Raw genomic sequence first — 16,880 nt, forward strand, 5'->3', positions numbered from 1 at the left:
CCTCACGCCGGGTGCCGCAGACGGGTGATTTGGGCGGTAATCGAGCGTAGGTGTGGAGACTTCCTGCGTATATTCCCTCGGACGAGTGAAGTTGCTTCAGATCTGGCCGGAACCAGCAACCTGCGGAGCAGGTTCGCCGTCAGATGAGGGAACCCGGCATTCCGACCGGGTCCGGGCGTGGGGCTGCGGCCCGCCCGGACGCACACCCAGCTCCCGCACCCGGTACGGCCGGGGCAGTCCCACCCCGCACCAGGCCGTCCAGGCGAAGGAGGAGAGCGTGCGCATCACCGGCGACCACAGGGCGCTGGCCATCGAAGGCCGCCTCGACGTGCGCACCGCCGCCGACGCGCGGGCCCGGCTGCACCAGGCGGTTGACGGCGGCCTCGGCGACCTCGTGCTCGACCTCGCCCGACTGGAGTTCTGGGACGCCACCGGCCTCGGCGTGATCATGGGTACCCACCGGCGGGCCGGCCGGATCGGCCGCCGACTGGTGCTGCGCTCCGTCCCGGCCCAGCTGCAGCGGCTGCTGGTCGCCACCAAGCTGCACCGCATCCTGGCCGTCGACGGCGGGATCGCCGAGGCGCACGGCATGGCGCTGTAGCGCGCCCGGCAACTCGCACCGCAACGCACGACGCGACTCGCACCGCAACGCACGACGCGACTCCGGCCGCAACCCGCGCCGCAACTCAGGCCGCAACGCTGCTGGTCAGCGCTCCCGTAGGGCCGTCGGCCCCGGACCGCCCTGCACGGGCGGGCCGGGATGTGCAAGAGTCTGCCCGTCAGAAGACGGCCGCCGGAAGGTACTGGGACCGCCCGCGGCCGCGACCGGAACGTCAGCCGGTCGGCGCGGGACGCCGGCGGCCGAGCACGATGCGGAGCAGAACGTGGCACAGCCATCCGGGGAGTTCCGGCAGGAGGCCGTCCGCGCCCGCAGCGGCGAACTGGTCTCCGGCGGCCTGCTGGTGGGCGTCGGCGCGCCCGACGGATCCGAGGCCCGGCCCTGCCCCGAGGAGTGGCGGCCCCGCCCGCGCCGGATCGAGCGCAGCGAGCCCGCCCGCGGTCCGGTCGGCGGTGTCGGCCGCGCGGTCGGCCCGCTCGCGCTCGGCGCCGGGCCCGCCGACCTGCCGCTGCTGGACCGCGAGGCGGACATCGCCGAACTGCTCGGCCTGCTCGCCGAAGGGCGCTCGATACGCCTGGTCGGCCAGGCCGGCTCCGGTCGCAGCGCGCTGCTGTCGGCCGTCGCGGAGTCCGCCGCCGACCTCGCCCCCGGCGGCGTCGTCCAGCTCTGCGGCCACCGCCGTACCGTCGCGGACCTCCTCCAGGACCTCTTCGCGGCCACCCACCACGCCCCCGGCTACCGGCCCGACCCCGGGCAGCTGGCCGCCCACCTCGCCGAGGTCCGCGCGGTCGTGGTGATCGACGCCGCCACCCTCTCCGGCGACGAGCTGGAGCAGCTGCTCGCCGCCGCCCCCGGCTGTGCTTTCCTGGTCGCGGTCGCCCCGGACAGCCCGCCGCCCGCGGAAGGCTTCCGGATGCGCGACCACCTCGTCGCCGGGCTCTCCCGCCCCGCCTGCCTCGCCCTCACCGCCCGGCTGGCCGGGCGGCCCCTGGACGTCACCGAGAAGGCCTGGGCGGTCGACCTCTGGTTCGAGTCCGAGGGACTGCCGCTGCGCTTCGTCCAGGCCGCCGCGCTGCTGCGCCAGCGGGACGTCGCGGTGGACGCGCTGGTCGCCGCCGAGGACGACCGGATGGACGTCTTCGGCGCGGTCGAGGGGCCCGTCCGCGACCCCGACCCGGCGATCCGCGAGAACGCGCTGCGCCACACCGTCCCGCTGCCCTCGGTCCCCGAGACCGCCTCGCCCGCGGTGCGGCTCGCCGAGGGGCTGAGCGAGCCCGCACAGGCCGTGCTGCGGCTCGCCGTCGCGCTCGGCGGGGAGTGCCCCACCGCGCCGCACCTCCCCGCGCTGATCGACGTCGGCCAGGGCGAGGCCGCCCTCGCCGAACTCGCCGACGCCGGGCTGACGGTGTCCATCGGCGGGCACCACCGGCTGACCGCCGGCGCGCTCGAACTGCTCGTGCCGCACTGGCCGGCCCGCGGCTGCGTGGACGGTGCCGCCCAGCACTTCGCCTGGTGGGTCGGGCACAGCTCGGTGACGCTGGAGCAGATCGCCGCCGAGGCCGAGGTGGTGATCGGCGTGCTGCTCGCCGACCGGACCGCCGGACGCCACGAGGCGGTGGTCCGGCTCGCCCGGGCCGCGGCGCCCGCGCTGGCGCTGGCACTGCATTGGGGCGCCTGGGAGCGGGTGCTGCAGCTCGGCCTGGAGGCCGCCCGCCGGGTCGGCTCGCCGAGCGACCAGGCCTGGTTCCACCACGAGGCGGGCGTGCACGCGATCTGCGTCCAGCAGCCGTCCCGGGCCGTCGCGGAGCTGGAGACCGCGCTCACCCTGCGGGCGACCGCGGGGGAGCAGCGCGGGGTGGCCGCAGCGCGCCGGATGCTCGACCTGCTGCGCGCCGACGGGCGGCAGCTGCCGGCCGCCGCGCCGGTGCCCAGCCGCGCGCCGGTCATCCGCAAGATCGCGGCCAGGGTGCCGCGCCGGCTGAAGTCCAGCCGGCGTCGTCGGGTGGCCGTGGTCGCCACGGCCGTACTGACCATCGGGGTGCTCGGGACGGCGGTGGCGATGAGCCTCACCGGGCCGGACGAGCACAAGCCCAAGGACCCGCACAGCGGGCGGCTGGACCAGGGCAGCGGCACCCAGGACGCGCCGTTCCCGCAGCCCTCCGGCAGCGCCTCCCCGAGCCCGTCCGGTACGGCGCCGGGCAGCCCGGCGACGCAGAGCGGCAGCCCGGAGCCGACGGTCAGCGGCAGCGCGTCGCACTCGGCGAGCGCCTCGTCGTCGAAGAAGCCGAGCTCCTCGCCGGGGGCCTCCGAGTCGCAGGCCCCGCAGCAGCCGCAGCCGCCCGTACCGGGACAGCCGCAGCCGCCGGCACCGCAGCCGGGGCAGCCTCAGCCGACCCAGCCGCAGCCGACGAAGACGGTGCCGAGCCACCCCACGACGCCGCCGGCGACGCCTCCGAGCAGCCCGCCGACGTCGCCCTCAGCGTCGCCGACGACCCCGACCGGTACGGCTACTCCGACCCAGGGGCCGACCTGACCGGTCAGAACAGCTTGAGCTTGTCGTCGTCGATGCCGCGCAGCTCGTCGTAGTCCAGCACCACGCAGCCGATGCCGCGGTCGGTGGCCAGGACGCGGGCCTGGGGCTTGATCTCCTGCGCGGCGAAGACGCCCTTGACCGGGGCCAACAGCGGGTCCCGGTTGAGGAGTTCGAGGTAGCGGGTGAGCTGCTCGACGCCGTCGATCTCGCCGCGGCGCTTGATCTCGACGGCCACCGTGGCACCGTCGGCGTCGCGGCAGAGGATGTCGACCGGGCCGATTGCGGTCGGGTACTCGCGGCGGATCAGCGACCAGCCGGTGCCGAGCACCTCCATCCGGTCCGCGAGCAGCTCCTGGAGGTGTGCCTCGACGCCGTCCTTGATCAGCCCCGGGTCCACCCCGAGTTCGTGGGACGAGTCGTGCAGCACCTCCTCCAGCGTGATGATGAGCTTCTCGCCGGCCTTGTTCTCCACCGTCCAGACCCCGTCGGCCTCCTTGAGGGCGCACGGCGGGGACATCCAGTTGAGCGGCTTGTAGGCGCGGTCGTCGGCGTGGATGCTGACGCTGCCGTCGGCCTTGACCAGGATGAGCCTGGTGGCGGAGGGCAGATGGGCGGAGAGCCGACCGGCATAGTCGACTGAGCAGCGGGCAATTACGAGACGCACGGTCGACCACGCTAGCCCACCGGGGCCAGTTGATGCGATTCCGCGACGACGGGGTGAAGAAAGCGCGAACCCCGCGAACATTGAGGTTCCGCGATTGCGCTCCCGTCCCGTCGAGGTCTGGCGCCCGCTCCATCAGGCCCCTACTGTGTGTGACGGCACGCTTGCGGGATCGCTGTCAACGGGGATGGAGACTTCAGATGAACGATCCGACAGGATCCGGCCAATCTGGTGCACCATGGCGTATTTCCCAAGCAATCCGCAGGAATGACCGGCCTGCTCCGCCGTTGACTGCCACGCTGTTCTGAGCGCGGTCGGTGTTCGGGACGTCACGTCCCGTGCCGTCGCCGCTGATCGCGAAGGTGCCGGAAACCCCCGTCCCACGGTGTTCCGGACGCCACACGCGATGTCGCGCACCCTCATCTGAGCTTGGACTACGCATGACCACCCGGGCGCCGCGCGGGTGGACCGCGAGAGGAGAATCCATGTCGCTCGACGTCTCACCGGCCCTGCTGGAAAAGGCCGAGCGGGGCGAGGTCGACGAGCGGGAATTCGTCGACTGCGTCCGCGTCTCCCTGCCGTACGCCTGGGACCTGATCAGCTCGCTGGTCGCCCAGGCGAAGGTCGACGGCACCGACTTCGCCGACAACCAGGTACCGCCGCCCAGCGAGCAGGCCCGCGGCCAGCTGCTGCGCGCGCTCGCCAGCGATGCCATCCGGGGCGCCCTGCAGCGCCACTTCGGCGTGCGGCTGGCGTTCCAGAACTGTCACCGGGTGGCGGTGTTCCTGCCGTCGGAGGCCAATGAGGCGCGGATCACGCGCTTCACCTCCGTCCGGGAGCAGCTGCTCAACCAGTCCGAGGAACTGCGGGACTGCTGAGCGCCCGGCATCCGACCGGTCCGGGTGCCGCCGCGGCGCCGACCGCCCCGTCCCCCGCTCCGGGGGGAGGGGTGGCGGCCCGGGTTCGGTCGGCCCGGGTGCAGGTCGTTCAGCCCAGCTGCGGCAGCACCTCGGCGCCGAGCCGGGCGATGTTGTGCAGGGTCGCCTCGTGGTCGCCGCTGCCCTCGGCGAGCAGGGCGAACCGGCGGATGCCGGTCCGCTCGGCGGTGGCCAGCAGCCGGTCCGCGCACTGCCGCGGGGTGCCCACCGCGTGCAGGTCGCAGAGGAGCTCGGTGTACTCGCGCGGGTCGCGCATCTTGCGCTCGCGGCCGTCCACGGTGCGGTGGGCGCCGAGCCCGTACTCGAACCAGCCGGGCATCGCGTTCAGCAGGGTGGAGCGGGCCGCCGCGGCACGGTCGTCGACCTGGGCCACCCCGGCCGCCACATGCCGGCGGCCGACCCGGCGCAGCTGCTCCTCGCTGCGCCCGGCGGCCAGCCAGGCGCTGCGGTACAGCTCCAGCATCCGCAGCTTGTCCTCGTCCCCGGAGTGCATGCCGAGCAGCATCGGCAGACCGCGCTCGGCGGCCAGTTTCACCCCGCTCGGCGAGGTGCAGGCGACCACCACCGGCGGACCGGCCGCCGGGCGTCCGGTGACGGTCAGCTCCTCGCCGAGGCCCTCGTCGTCCTGCCGCTGGCGCGGGAAGCGCACCCGGCCGGACTGCTCGCCGAGGCCGAGCCAGCTGCTCAGGCCGGGCCGCCGCACCGGTTCGGTGGCCCGCGGCACCACTGCCACCTCGGGGAAGCCGAACTGCGGGCCGTCCGCGCCCACCCGGGAGCCGCGCAGCCAGCGCAGCAGCAGGTCCAGCCGCTCCGGGAAGCCGTTCTCGAAGGCGCCGAGGCCGTCGCCGAAGACGTCCAGGTCGATCCACGGCCCGCCGCGGCCGACCCCCAGCGTGAAGCGCCCGCCGGAGGTCAGGTGCAGCAGTGCGGCCTGCTCGCCGAGCGCCACCGGGTGACGGGTGGAGAGCACGCTGACCGCCGTGCCGACGCCGATCCGGCGGGTGCGGCCGAGCAGCATCGCGGCCAGCGTCGCGGCGTCGGGACAGACCCCGTACGGGACGAAGTGGTGCTCGGCCAGCCAGACGCTGTCCAGGCCCGCCCGTTCCGCCTCCACGGCGGACCGGACGGTGCGCTCCAGCGCCTCGCCGTGGCTCTGCCCGGGGAACTGCGCGGACAGCAGGAACAGTCCGACCCGCACCGGCGCGGTGTCCGCCGGCAGCGCCCCCGCGCGCTGCGCCAAGGGCAGCGGCTCGCCCGCGACGGCCGTCACCGGGGGGACGGCGGCCTGCGTCGGGCCGGGGGCGGGCGGCCGGACCCCGACGGGTCGGCGGGTCTCGGCATGGGCGCCGGTCTTGGTCATCCTTGGGCCTCCTCGGGTGCGCGCAGGGTCTGCGGGCCCCGCCTCTACCCCTTGTGGGTATCCGATGTCATGTGCCAATGGCACGCGGAGTCCCGAATTTCCCCGATGATCGGGTGGATCTCGGCAAAAACACCGGAGCGACGGACGGAGCCGTGATAGTGGCCATTCGGAGGGCTGACCGGCCGTAGGCTGGAACGGCCCAGAGCCCCCGGAAGAGAGGCAGTCCGCCGTGTCGCCGCGCCGCAACCGGATCAAGAGCGCCGCCCCCCGCGAGAGCGCCGAGCCGGCCGCCCCGCTCGGCGGCTCGTTGCGCCGCACCGAGAGCTACCAGGGCGACGACTGGGTGGTGCAGATGGTCGCCGGGACCTCGGGACGGCCCTACCGATGCCCCGGCTGCGACCAGGAGATCCCGCCGGGGGTGGGCCACGTGGTGGCCTGGCCGATGCACGGCGCGGGCGTGGACGACCGGCGGCACTGGCACCGGGCGTGCTGGGGCGCGCGGGAGCGCCGGGCCTCCAACGTCCTGCGGGGCCGCGGCGCTCCGCGGTACTGAGGACCGGTGCCGCCCGACCCGTCGAACTCCCCTACGCGTCGCGCTTCTTGAGCACCAGCGCGCCGCCGACGAGGGCCGCGGCCGTCCAGGCGAGGCAGATGAGGAAGCCGGCCCACGGCCCGTACGGCTGGCCGTGCTGCTCGTACACCAGCAGCATCCGCGAGCCCGCGTAGTCGGGGAAGTAGTGGGCCAGGGTCTTGACCTTCGGCACCGCCGAGAGGATCGGCGAGAGCAGGAAGAAGAAAGGCACCAGCACGCCGAGCGCGAGCGTCTGGTTGTGCAGCATCGTGGTGACGCCCGCCGAGAACAGGCAGAGCATCGTCAGGTACAGCGCGGCGCCGAACACCGCGCGCAGCACGTGCGGTTCGCCGAGCGTGGTGGAGTGCGAGCCGAGCAGCGCCTGGCCGACGAAGAAGGTGACGAAGGCCGTCACCAGCGAGACCACCAGGGCGAGCGCGCCGAGCACCGCCGCCTTGCCGCCGAGCAGGGTGGCGCGCTGCGGGACGGCGGCCAGGGTGACCCGGATCATGCCGCTGCTGTACTCGTTGCCGATCGCCAGCACTCCGAAGACGATGATGGCCAGTTCGCCGAGCATGATGCCGGCGAAGGCCGTCCCGGTGGCGTCGAACGGGGTCTGCTCGTTGCGGCGGAACTCGGTGAAGTTGTTGTTGGTGAGCAGGGACAGCAGCGCGCCGATGCCGACGGTGACGACGAAGGTCAGCGCGAGCGTCCAGACCGTCGAGCGGACGCTGCGGATCTTCGTCCACTCGGAGCGCAGGACCGCGGGGAAGGACGCCATCTCAGTTCTCCTCCTGCCGTGCCGCGGCGGACTGCCGGGCGCCGTCCGTCTTCCAGCCGGCGCCCCAGGCGCCGGGTGCGCCGGCCGCGTCCCGGCCCGGTCCGTCGCCCGAGTGGTACTCCACCGAGTCGGCCGTCATCTGCATGAACGCCTCCTCCAACGAGGCCTGCTGCGGGCTGAGTTCGTGCAGCACCAGGCGGTGCGCAGCGGCCAGCTCGCCGAGCCGGGCGAGGTCGCCGTCGACCACCTCCCAGGAGCCGTCCGGGCCGGGTTCGTGCCGCAGTCCGGCGCCGGTCAGCACGTCGAGCAGCCGCTCGGGCTCCGGGCTGCGCAGCCGTACGGCGGAGCGGGAGTTGCGCCGGATGAACTCCGGCATCGGCAGGTCGGCGAGCAGCCGGCCCCTGCCGATGACCACCAGGTGGTCGGCGGTGACGGCCATCTCGCTCATCAGGTGGGAGGAGACGAAGACCGTCCGGCCCTCGGCGGCGAGGCGCTTCATCAGGTTGCGGATCCAGAGGATGCCCTCCGGGTCCAGGCCGTTGACCGGCTCGTCGAACATGACGATCTCCGGGTCGCCGAGCAGCGCGGAGGCGATGCCCAGGCGCTGGCCCATGCCGAGCGAGAAGCCGCGGGCCCGCTTGCGCGCCACCGGGGTGAGACCGACCAGGGCGAGCACCTCGTCCACCCGGCGCTCCGGGATGCGGTTGCTCTGGGCGAGCCAGAGCAGGTGGTCGCGGGCGGTGCGGCCGGGGTGGACGGCCTTGGCCTCCAGCAGCGCGCCGATGTACTTGAGCGGCTCGCTGAGCTGTCCGTAGCGCTTGCCGTCGATGGTGACCCGGCCGCCGGTGGGCCGGTCGAGGTCGAGGATCATGCGCATGGTGGTGGACTTGCCCGCGCCGTTCGGGCCGAGGAAGCCGGTCACCACGCCCCGGGGGACGGTGAAGCTGAGCCGGTCCACCGCGAGCGTCTTGCCGTAACGTTTCGTCAGCTCGTGCAACTCGATCATTCGCACTCCCTTACTCCTTGTCAGGCTAGGACAAAGGGGATATCGGGGCCCGCTGAGTGGGTTCATCGGGTGCGCCGGAATAGGTTGGGCGCATGACGCAGCTCCCATCCGCAGTGTCGGTCCGCGAGAGCGGTACCGGAACACCCCTCGTGCTGCTGCACGCCTTTCCGTTGAACGCCTCGATGTGGTCGTCCCAGCTGGACGCGCTGCCCGGCCTGACCGGGGACGGCGCCCGGGTGCTCGCCCCCGACCAGAGGGGGTTCGGCGGCACCGAGCTGGGCGCCGACGAGCCCTCGCTGGACCACGCCGCGGACGACCTCGCACTGCTGCTGGACGCCGCCGGGATCGAGCGGGCCGTGGTCGCCGGGCTCTCCATGGGCGGCTACGTGGCGCTGGCCTTCGCCCGCCGCCACCCCGGGCGGCTGTCCGGCCTGCTGCTGGCCAACACCCGCGCCACCGCCGACACCGACGCCGTACGGACCAACCGGGAGCGGATCGCCGCCGCCGTCACCGCGCGGGACAGCGTGCAGCTGCTGCTGGACGAGCACGTCGCGGCCGGGCAGCTCGGACCGGACTCGCAGCACCTCGTGGAGCGGGTGCAGTCGATGGTCGCTGCCGCGTCGCCGGCCGCCGTCGCCTGGGCCCAGCGGGCCATGGCGGCCCGACCGGACTCCCTGGACGTGCTGGCCGGGCTGCGGGTGCCGGTCGCGGTCGTGGCGGGCGCCCAGGACTCCCTGGTGGCGCCGGAGGAGGCCGAACGGATGCTCCGGGCCCGCCCGGACGCCGAGCTGACCGTCGTTCCCGGGGTGGGGCACCTGAGCGCCCTGGAGGCGCCCGAGGCCTTCGACACCGCCGTCCGGTCCCTGCTGCGGCGGGTGGCCGCCGGATGAGCGAGGACGCGGCCTCCTGGGACTTCTCGGCCCTGGAGGTGACCGGCCGGATGCCCGTGACCAACCGGAGCGAGGTGTTGGTCGAGCTCACCCTGGAACCGCTCGGCGAGGACTACTGGATGCGCCCGGGGGAGACCTTCATCGTCACCTCGTACGGCGACTACGGATCCGGCCACCCCTTCGAGGTGCAGTACTGGCCCGACTCGGTGTCGGTCTGGTGCACCTCCTGGTTCGGCACCGTCTCCGACGACGAGGGCAACCAGCTCAGCAGCGGGCACCAGCGGCCGGACGGGGCGTACCCGAGGTAGTGACGCGGAGAAAGCCGACAGGCCCTCACCCGGGAGGGTGAGGGCCTGCGGTGCTGCGGTGCTGCCGCGGTCACCGCGCACGAGACAGGGGCACGTGCGGCGGGGGCGTCAGCGCGACTGCTGGGCGGGCACGCCCATGGTGTCGTCGTTCGGCAGCGAGGCGGCGGCCACGGCCGCCCCGGTCAGCGTCGCCAGCATCTCGCGGACGTTGGTCAGCTGGGCGTTGATGCTGTCGCGGCGGTTGGTGAGCGCCGCCAGCTCGCGCTCGGATTCGCTGCGGATGCGGTCGGCCTTGGCGTTGGCGTCCGCCACGATGTCCTCGGACTGGCGCTGGGCCGTCTCGACGGTCTGGCGGGCGCGGCGCTCGGCGTCGGTGCGCAGCTTCTCGGCCTCCAGGCGCAGCTGCTCGGCCCGGTGCTCGATCTCGGCCAGGCGCTTCTCGGCCTTGGCCTGACGGGCCGCCAGGTCGCGCTCGGACTGCTCGCGGCGCTTGGCCAGGTTGGTCTCGAACTCCAGCGCCGCCTGGGCGGCCTTGGTGCGGGTCTCCTCGAAGAGGGCGTCCGCCTCCTCGCGCTTGTTCTGGGCGTCCTTGTTGGCCTCGGCACGCAGCTGGGCGGCGTCGCTCTTGGCCTTGTCGACGATCCGCAGGCCCTCGTCCTCCGCCTTGGCCTTGCGGTCCTTGGCGTAGTTCTCGGCCTCGGTGCGGACCTGCTGGGCGGCGGCCTCGGCGAGCTCGCGGTGCTGCTCGGCGGCGCGGTGCGCCTCGTCGCGCAGGTCCTTGGCCTCCTCCTCGGCGAGCCGCAGGATCTTCTCGACGCGGGCACCGAGACCGGCGTACGAGGGCTCCTGCTCGACGACCGCCGCCTGGGCGGTCTGGGTCTCCAGGTGGAGTTCCTCGATGCGCTTCTCCAGCGCACTGATCCGGGTCAAGGCACTGTCACGGTCGGCCACCAGCTTGGTGATCCGCTCGTCGACCTGGGCGCGCTCGTACCCACGGCGCACCAGGTCGAAGCCGTGAGGGGAGTGACTGTCGCTCATGGGGTTCTGGGCTTCCTGTCGTCAAACCGCTGAGGTGGTTGAGGGAATCCTGACACGGTACCGGAGTGTCGACGGCGAAATGCCGTTCTCTCGCGGACAATGTCCGCTCAATCGGGTGGTGCGCTCTTGGAGCGATTGCCACCCGACCGGGGGGAGCCAACTCCGGCACCGGCCTTGGCGCCCCCGTCCTTCTTGGTACTTCCCCCGTTGGCCTGGGCGACCGGTGACGGTGCCTCGAATGCCTCCAGCGCGGACAGCACGTCCTGCACCCTGGAGATCTCGGTGTTGATGTCCTTGCGGCGGCGCACCAGCTCGTCCAGCTCGCGCCGGCCCTCGTCGGTGACCCGCTTCGCCTCCGCCTTGGCCTCGGCGAGCAGCCGCTCGGCCTCCGCCTTCGCCAGCTCGATCTGCTCGTCCGCCGTCCGGTCGGCGTCCCGCAGGCGCTTCTCCGCCTCGGTCGCCGCCTTGTCCAGCCGCTCCTCCGCCTCGGCCTCGGCCGACTGCAGCTTCGCCTCGGCCTTCTCGATCAGCGCCTCGGCGCGGTCGGTGGAGTTGGCGAGCTTGGTCTCCGCCTCCTTGAGCAGGCCCTCGGCCTTGCGGACCGCCGACAGGCGGACCTTGCTGGCCTCGGCCGAGGCCTCCGAGGTGAGCTCGCTCGCGCGGTCCTCGGCGGCGGCGACCAGGGCCGCGGCGCGGTCCTCGGCCTCGGCGACGGTGGCCATCGCCTGCTCCTCGGCCTCGGTCAGCTGCTCCTGGGCGGCCGTCACCAGCGCGTCCACCCGCTCGCCAGCCGACTTCATGGCCGCCGCGTTCTCCTTGCGGGCGCGCTCGTGCAGCGCCTCCACCTCGGCGTCGGTGCGCTCGCGCAGCTCCTCGGCGCGCTCGCGGATCGCGGTGGCGTCCCGGCGGGCCTCGGCGAGCAGCGCGTCGGCGTCGGAGCGACCCTTCTCGACCTCGCCCTGACCGGCCGCCTCGCCCGCGGCGACCAGCCGGTCGGCCTCCTTGCGGGCGGCGGCGACCATCGCGTCCGCCTGCTCCTCGGCGGCGGCGGTGGTGGCCAGCGCGGTGGTCTGGGCATCCTCGCCGAGCGCCTCGGCGTCGGCGAAGGCCTTCTCCAGGACCGACTTGGCGTGCTCGCGGGTGGCCTTGTCGAACTGCTCGGCGGCCTCCCGGGTCTCCGCGTCGTACGCGTCGGCGCGGGTGCGGGTGGCGCTGTCGTACTCGTCGGCCAGGGTGCGGGTGGCGAGGGCGTACTCCTCGGCCTCGCCGCGCAGCCCGGCGGCCAGCTCCTCGGCGTCGGCGACCGTACGGGCGCCCTGCGCCTCGGCCTCGGCCACGGTACGGGCGGCCTGCGCCTCGGCGTCGGCGCGCAGCTGCTCGGCGGCCTCCTGGGCGGCGCGCAGCTCGGCCTCGGCGTCGGTGCGCAGCTGCTCGTCGTAGGCCCGGGCCTCGGCGCGCTGCCGGTCGAGCTCGGCCTCGACGGCCTCGCGCTCGGCGGCCAGCTCCAGCTCGGTCTGCTCGCGCAGTGCGGTGGTCTCGCGGTCGGCGAGGTCGCGGACCTCGGCGGCGTACGCGTCGGCTGCCGCACGCTGCTCGGCGCTGTACTCCTCGGCCGCGGTGCGCTGCTCGGCAGTCTCCCGGTCGGCTGTCGCACGCTGCTGGGCGGTCTCGTGCTCGGCGAGTTCGCGCAGCTCGGTCGCGGCCTGCTCGGCGGCCTCGCGGACCTCGGCGACCTCCTGCTCGGCGGTGGCCTTGAGCGCGGCGATCTGCTCGGCGGCGGCCTCGTGCATGCCGGCCACCGACTGGCGGACCTCGGCGGCCTCCTCCTCGGCGACGGCGACCAGCTCGGCGCCCTCCGCCCTCGCGGCGGCGATCAGCTCGGCACGGTCGGCCTTCGCCTGCTCCAGCTCGGCTGTCGCCTCGGCGCGGATGCTGTCGGCGGTGGCGCGGGCCTCGGACAGCTCGCGGCCGGCCTCGGCGCGGACGGTCTCGGCCTGCTCGTGGGCCAGCGCCAGCTCGGCGGCGGCCTTCTCACGGGTGGCCTTGGCGTCCTTGGCGGCCTCCGCCCGACGCTGCTCGGCGGTGGCCTCGGCGCGCTCCAGCAGCTCGTCGGCGGCCGCGCGCTGCTCGGCGGTGTAGCCGTCGGCGACCTCGCGGGCGTCGGCGGCGTAGGTCTCGGCGGCGGTGCGGACCTCGGTGGCGTGCCGGTCGGCGGCCTCGCGCTGCTCGGCGGTCTCGGCCGCGGTGCGTTCGGTGAGGTCGGCGGCGTGCTGTTCGGCCTCGGTGCGGACGCGGTCGGCGTAGGCTTCGGCGGCTTCGCGCTGCTGGGTGGTCTCGTGCTGGGCGAGGGCGCGCAGTTCGCCGGCGGCCTGCTCGGCCTCCGCCCGTACCTCCGCGGCGTAGGTGTCGGCGGCGGTGCGCTGCTCGGCGCTGTACTTGTCGGCCGCCTCGCGCTGCTCGGCGCTGTACTTGTCGGCCGCCTCGCGCTGCTCGGCGGTCTCGGCCGCGGTGCGTTCGGTGAGGTCGGCGGCGTGCTGTTCGGCCTCGGTGCGGACGCGGTCGGCGTAGGCCTCGGCGGCTTCGCGCTGCTGGGTGGTCTCGTGCTGGGCGAGGGCGCGCAGTTCGCCGGCGGCCTGCTCGGCCTCCGCCCGTACCTCCGCGGCGTGGGCGTCGGCGGCCTCGCGGACCTCGGCGGCGGACTGCTCGGCGTGCGTGCGCGCGGCCTTGGCGGCGGCCAGCTGGTCGGCGGTCTCCTCGCGCTCGCGGAGCAGCCCGGCGGAGGCCTCCTCGCGCTCGCGGCGGCTCTCCTCGCGCAGCGCGTTCGCGGCGGCCTCGGCCTCGGCCCGGGTACGGGCGGCCTCGGTGTCGGCCTCGGTGCGCACCCGCTCGGCGTCGGCGACCGCGGCGTCGCGCACCGCGTTCGCCTCGGCCTGCGCGTCGGCGGTCACGGCCTCCGCGGCGGCGTTCGCCTCGGAGCGCACCCGCTGGTCGAACTCGGTTGCCTCGCGCCGCAGTTCGGCGGTCTCGCGCTCGGCGGCGGCGCGGTTCTCGGCGGCCGCGGCCTTGGCGGCGGCGAGGGCGTCCTGGCCCTGCTGCTCGGCGGCGGCGGTGATCTTCTCGGCCTCGGCGCGGGCCCGGGTCAGGGTCTGCTCGGCCCGTCCCTGGGTCTCGGCGGCCTGCTCCTGGGCCTGCTCGCGCAGCCGCTCGATCTCGCCCGCGGCGCCCGCGCGCAGCTCGTCCGCGTCGGCCTTGGCCTTGGTGAGCAGCTCCTCGGCGTTCTTCGCCGACTCCTCGATCTGCAGCACCGCCTGGCGGCGGGCCTCGCCGCGGACCCGGTCGGCCTCGGCGGCGGCCTGGGCGCGCAGCTCCTCGGCCTCGGCGCGCAGCCGGGCCGCCTCGTCCTGCATCTGCTCGATCCGCTCGCGGATCGCGGCGGCGTCGTCCAGCGCGGCGTTCTGGGCCTGCTCGACGGCGGCCTGTGCCTGCTCGCGCAGCCGCTGCGCCTCGGCGGCGGCCTCGGTGCGGATCCGCTCGGCCTCGGCGGCGGCCGCGGTCCGGGCGGTCTCGGCGTCCTGGTTGGCCCGGCCGAGCACCTCCTCGGCGGTCTTGGCGGCCTTGGCGAGCTGGACGGCGGCGTCCTTGGCGGCGGCCGCCCGGCCCGCCTCCTCGGCCTCGCCGCGCAGCCGCCGGGCGTCGGCCTCGGCCTGCGCCCGCAGCTCGGCGACGTCCCGCTCGGCCTGGGCGCGCAGCTCGGCGATCGCTGCCTCGGCCTCGCCGCGCAGCTCCGCGGCGACCGACTCGGCGGTGGCCCGCAGGCGCTCGCTCTCCTCGGCGGCGGCGGCCTTGGCGGCGTCCGCCTCGGCCTGCCGGGTGGCGGCCGCGGCCCGGATCGCCTCGGCCTCGGCACGGATGGCCTCGGACTCCTTGGTGGCCTTGGCGACCAGCCGGGCGATCTCGGCCCGGGCGGTCTGCGAACGCTGCTCGTTGGCGGCCTCGCCGTCGGCGACCTTGCGGACGGCGGCGGCCTCGGCGTCGGCCTGGAGCTGCTCGGCGGCCTGCTCGGCCTGGGCGCGTAGCTCGGAGGCCTCCTGCCGGGTGCGCTCCGCCTCGGCGATGGCCTCGGCGCGCAGCCGCTCTATCTCGGCCTTGGCGGCGGCGAGCTGCTGCTCCGCCCGGGCCTGCTCGGCGGCGGCCTGCGCCTTGAGCTGGTCGATCTCGCCCTGCGCGGCGGCGAGCTGGCGCTCGGCGGCGGCGTGGGCGGCGGCGAGCTGCTGCTGGGCCTCGCCACGGGCGGCGTCGACGTCCGCGGCGGCCTGGGCGCCGGCCTGCTGGGCCTGCTCGGAGGCAGCGCGCAGCAGGCGCTCGGCGTCGCTCTGGGCGCGCTGGAGGGCGGCCTCGGCGGCGGCGTGGGCCTCGCCGCGGGCGGCGTTCACGTCGGCGGCGGTCTGGGCGCGGGCCTGGTCGGCGAGGGCGACGGCCTCCGCGCGGGCGGCGGCGACCATCCGCTCGGCCTCGGCGCGGGCCTCCTGCAGGAGGCGCTGTGCCTCCTGCTCGGAGCCGGCCCGGGTCTGCTCGGCCCAGCCGTTGACGTGCTGCTCGGCGGTGCGGCGCAGCTCGGTGAGCTCGTCCTCGAGCTGGCGGCGGCGGGCGGTGAGCTCGGCCTCCAGCCGGGCGGTGCGCTCGGCGGCCTCGGCCATGATCCGCTGGGTGGCGGCCTGGGAGTCGCGCAGCTGACGCTCGGCGTCCGCGCGCAGCTGCTGGGCCTGCATCTCGGCCGTGCGGAGCATCTGCTCGGCCTGGCCGGAGACGGCGTCGAAGGCGCGCGGCTGGGCGAGCATGCGACGGGACTCGTGCAGCTTCGCCCGGAGCACCTCCACCTGATAGGCGAGGTCCTCGGCATGCTCGACTGCCTTGTCCCGCTCCTTCCGAGTCCGACCCATCTCGGCCTCGAACTGGGAGAGGTGATCGTCAGCCTCGTAGCGGTCGTTGCCCCGCACTCCGCGGTCCCATCCATCTCCTGGTCGCGTCCTCGACCCGGCCGGTTCCGTGCTCCCGTTTCCCGGGTGCCGGTCCGACTGGTCCTTGCATCCGCAGCAGGTGGACGACCCCTTGCCAAGTCGGGGCCGCCCGCCGCGGTCGTCGGAGTCCGGGGCGCGGGAGCGCGGGGGTACCGCGTTCCCCCGTCCGAGTGGACTCCTGGGCGAACTCTTGCCTTGTGGAGAATGGTGACAGATCCGTCTAGCGACTGTTCAGCCGTGCCCGCGTAATGGACTCCCCTTGCGACGGGCCGACCGCAGCGGTGCGGACGGGCCAGTCTTCGGCCGTGCCCGTCGCCTCCGTTCCCCGGAGTCTTCGCGCACTTGGGCATTGTAGTGGGAGCGCACTGCGGGGGAATGGCCGCAGGGGGGTTTTCCGGCTGTCCCGACCAGGTTACTGACGGGTCATGACCGACGGACCGTCGGGCGCCGCCGGGGTGCGCGGCACCCTGGCGGCGGTCCGGTGGGTGATCGGTGTGCGATCGGCGTGCGATCAGTGCACGATCGGTGCCTTCTCGGTACGGGATCGGCGCGATCGGTGTCCGGTCGGTGTCCGGTCAGTGCTCGTCGTGGGCGTTCTGCGCGGAGGTGACCAGCTCGGTCAGCACGCCGCCGCAGTCCTTCGGGTGCAGGAAGGTGATCCGCGAGCCCATCGAGCCGATCCGCGGCTCGTCGTAGAGGACGCGGACGCCCTTGCCGCGGATGGCCTCGGCGTCGCCGTCCACGTCGGCGGTGCCGAAGGCGATGTGGTGCACGCCCTCGCCGTTCTTCTCCAGCCACTTGGCGACGGTGGAGTCGGGCCGGGTGGGCTCCAGCAGCTGGAGGTAGGAGGCACCGCCGTCGTCGGTCCCGTTGATCCTCAGCATGGCCTCGCGGACGCCCTGCTCCTCGTTGACCTCGGAGTGGAAGACCTCGAAGCCGTAGGTGGCGCGGTAGAACTCGACGGTCTTGTCGAGGTCTCGGCAGGCGATGCCGATGTGGTCGATTCGGGTCAGCACGGCGACCTCCGGGTGGTTGCGGACAAGGGTGGCACCAAGTGCAGCGCATGGCCCGCGACGGACGCCAGTGCCGGACGTGCGAGCCTGCTCACACGGACCGGGGTTCACCCGGACCGCGTCGGCACGGTGTTGACTGGAGGG

At 74.5% G+C, this 16,880-nt stretch carries 13 protein-coding genes; 6 read left to right on the forward strand and 7 right to left on the reverse strand.

From position 1 onward, the window contains the following. Positions 1 to 277 precede the first annotated feature (277 nt). Positions 278 to 601, forward strand: coding sequence for an STAS domain-containing protein (locus ACZ3TI_RS13760; RefSeq protein WP_465726404.1), 324 nt, complete (start codon positions 278 to 280; stop codon positions 599 to 601). A 283-nt stretch (positions 602 to 884) separates the two neighbouring features. Further along, on the forward strand, positions 885 to 3,152 hold the full coding sequence (locus tag ACZ3TI_RS13765; protein WP_465726405.1) for an ATP-binding protein: 2,268 nt from the start codon (positions 885 to 887) through the stop codon (positions 3,150 to 3,152). A 4-nt stretch (positions 3,153 to 3,156) separates the two neighbouring features. On the opposite strand, the gene nucS is transcribed toward ACZ3TI_RS13765, so the two are convergent. Continuing rightward, positions 3,157 to 3,816: an endonuclease NucS gene (nucS, locus tag ACZ3TI_RS13770; protein WP_030235828.1), complete on the reverse strand. Its 660-nt coding sequence runs from the start codon at positions 3,814 to 3,816 to the stop codon at positions 3,157 to 3,159. 482 nt (positions 3,817 to 4,298) lie between these two features. Here nucS and ACZ3TI_RS13775 point away from each other — a divergent pair, with 482 nt between their 5' ends. Then, positions 4,299 to 4,691 carry an SCO5389 family protein gene (locus tag ACZ3TI_RS13775; protein ID WP_350575982.1) on the forward strand — a complete coding sequence of 131 codons (393 nt, stop codon included), beginning with the start codon at positions 4,299 to 4,301 and terminating at the stop codon, positions 4,689 to 4,691. Positions 4,692 to 4,800: 109 nt separating this feature from the next. Here the strand turns inward: ACZ3TI_RS13775 and ACZ3TI_RS13780 are convergent, their stop codons facing one another. Continuing rightward, a complete protein-coding gene (locus ACZ3TI_RS13780; RefSeq protein WP_465726568.1) occupies positions 4,801 to 5,949 on the reverse strand; it encodes an LLM class flavin-dependent oxidoreductase in 1,149 nt (382 codons plus the stop codon). A 391-nt stretch (positions 5,950 to 6,340) separates the two neighbouring features. Here ACZ3TI_RS13780 and ACZ3TI_RS13785 point away from each other — a divergent pair, with 391 nt between their 5' ends. Next, on the forward strand, positions 6,341 to 6,664 hold the full coding sequence (locus ACZ3TI_RS13785) for an ATP/GTP-binding protein (RefSeq protein WP_465726406.1): 324 nt from the start codon (positions 6,341 to 6,343) through the stop codon (positions 6,662 to 6,664). A gap of 31 nt (positions 6,665 to 6,695) precedes the next feature. Here the strand turns inward: ACZ3TI_RS13785 and ACZ3TI_RS13790 are convergent, their stop codons facing one another. Together ACZ3TI_RS13790 and ACZ3TI_RS13795 are read right to left on the reverse strand one after the other, a co-directional pair. After that, positions 6,696 to 7,463, reverse strand: coding sequence for an ABC transporter permease (locus tag ACZ3TI_RS13790; RefSeq protein WP_465726407.1), 768 nt, complete (start codon positions 7,461 to 7,463; stop codon positions 6,696 to 6,698). A gap of 1 nt (position 7,464) precedes the next feature. Beyond that, positions 7,465 to 8,469, reverse strand: a complete 1,005-nt coding sequence (locus tag ACZ3TI_RS13795; protein ID WP_465726408.1) for an ABC transporter ATP-binding protein — start codon at positions 8,467 to 8,469, stop codon at positions 7,465 to 7,467. 92 nt (positions 8,470 to 8,561) lie between these two features. Here ACZ3TI_RS13795 and ACZ3TI_RS13800 point away from each other — a divergent pair, with 92 nt between their 5' ends. Continuing rightward, positions 8,562 to 9,359 carry an alpha/beta fold hydrolase gene (locus tag ACZ3TI_RS13800; RefSeq protein ID WP_465726409.1) on the forward strand — a complete coding sequence of 266 codons (798 nt, stop codon included), beginning with the start codon at positions 8,562 to 8,564 and terminating at the stop codon, positions 9,357 to 9,359. Beyond that, positions 9,356 to 9,667 (forward strand): hypothetical protein, encoded by a 312-nt coding sequence (locus ACZ3TI_RS13805; RefSeq protein ID WP_465726410.1) that lies wholly within the window; start codon positions 9,356 to 9,358, stop codon positions 9,665 to 9,667. Before ACZ3TI_RS13800 ends, ACZ3TI_RS13805 begins: the two co-directional genes overlap by 4 nt. 108 nt (positions 9,668 to 9,775) lie before the next feature. Here ACZ3TI_RS13805 and ACZ3TI_RS13810 read toward each other — a convergent pair whose 3' ends face one another. The 3 genes from ACZ3TI_RS13810 to mce form a co-directional block, all read right to left on the reverse strand. Next, complete coding sequence (locus tag ACZ3TI_RS13810) at positions 9,776 to 10,705, reverse strand: coiled-coil domain-containing protein (protein WP_030057505.1); 930 nt, start codon at positions 10,703 to 10,705, stop codon at positions 9,776 to 9,778. Between the two features lie 107 nt (positions 10,706 to 10,812). Next, the gene (locus ACZ3TI_RS13815) at positions 10,813 to 15,702 is read right to left on the reverse strand and encodes a hypothetical protein (RefSeq protein ID WP_465726411.1); all 4,890 of its coding nucleotides are present in this window, start codon (positions 15,700 to 15,702) and stop codon (positions 10,813 to 10,815) included. A gap of 596 nt (positions 15,703 to 16,298) precedes the next feature. Continuing rightward, on the reverse strand, positions 16,299 to 16,739 hold the full coding sequence (gene mce / locus ACZ3TI_RS13820; RefSeq protein ID WP_350633430.1) for a methylmalonyl-CoA epimerase: 441 nt from the start codon (positions 16,737 to 16,739) through the stop codon (positions 16,299 to 16,301). Positions 16,740 to 16,880 lie beyond the last annotated feature (141 nt).

This window comes from Kitasatospora sp. NPDC023120 (assembly GCF_055560835.1).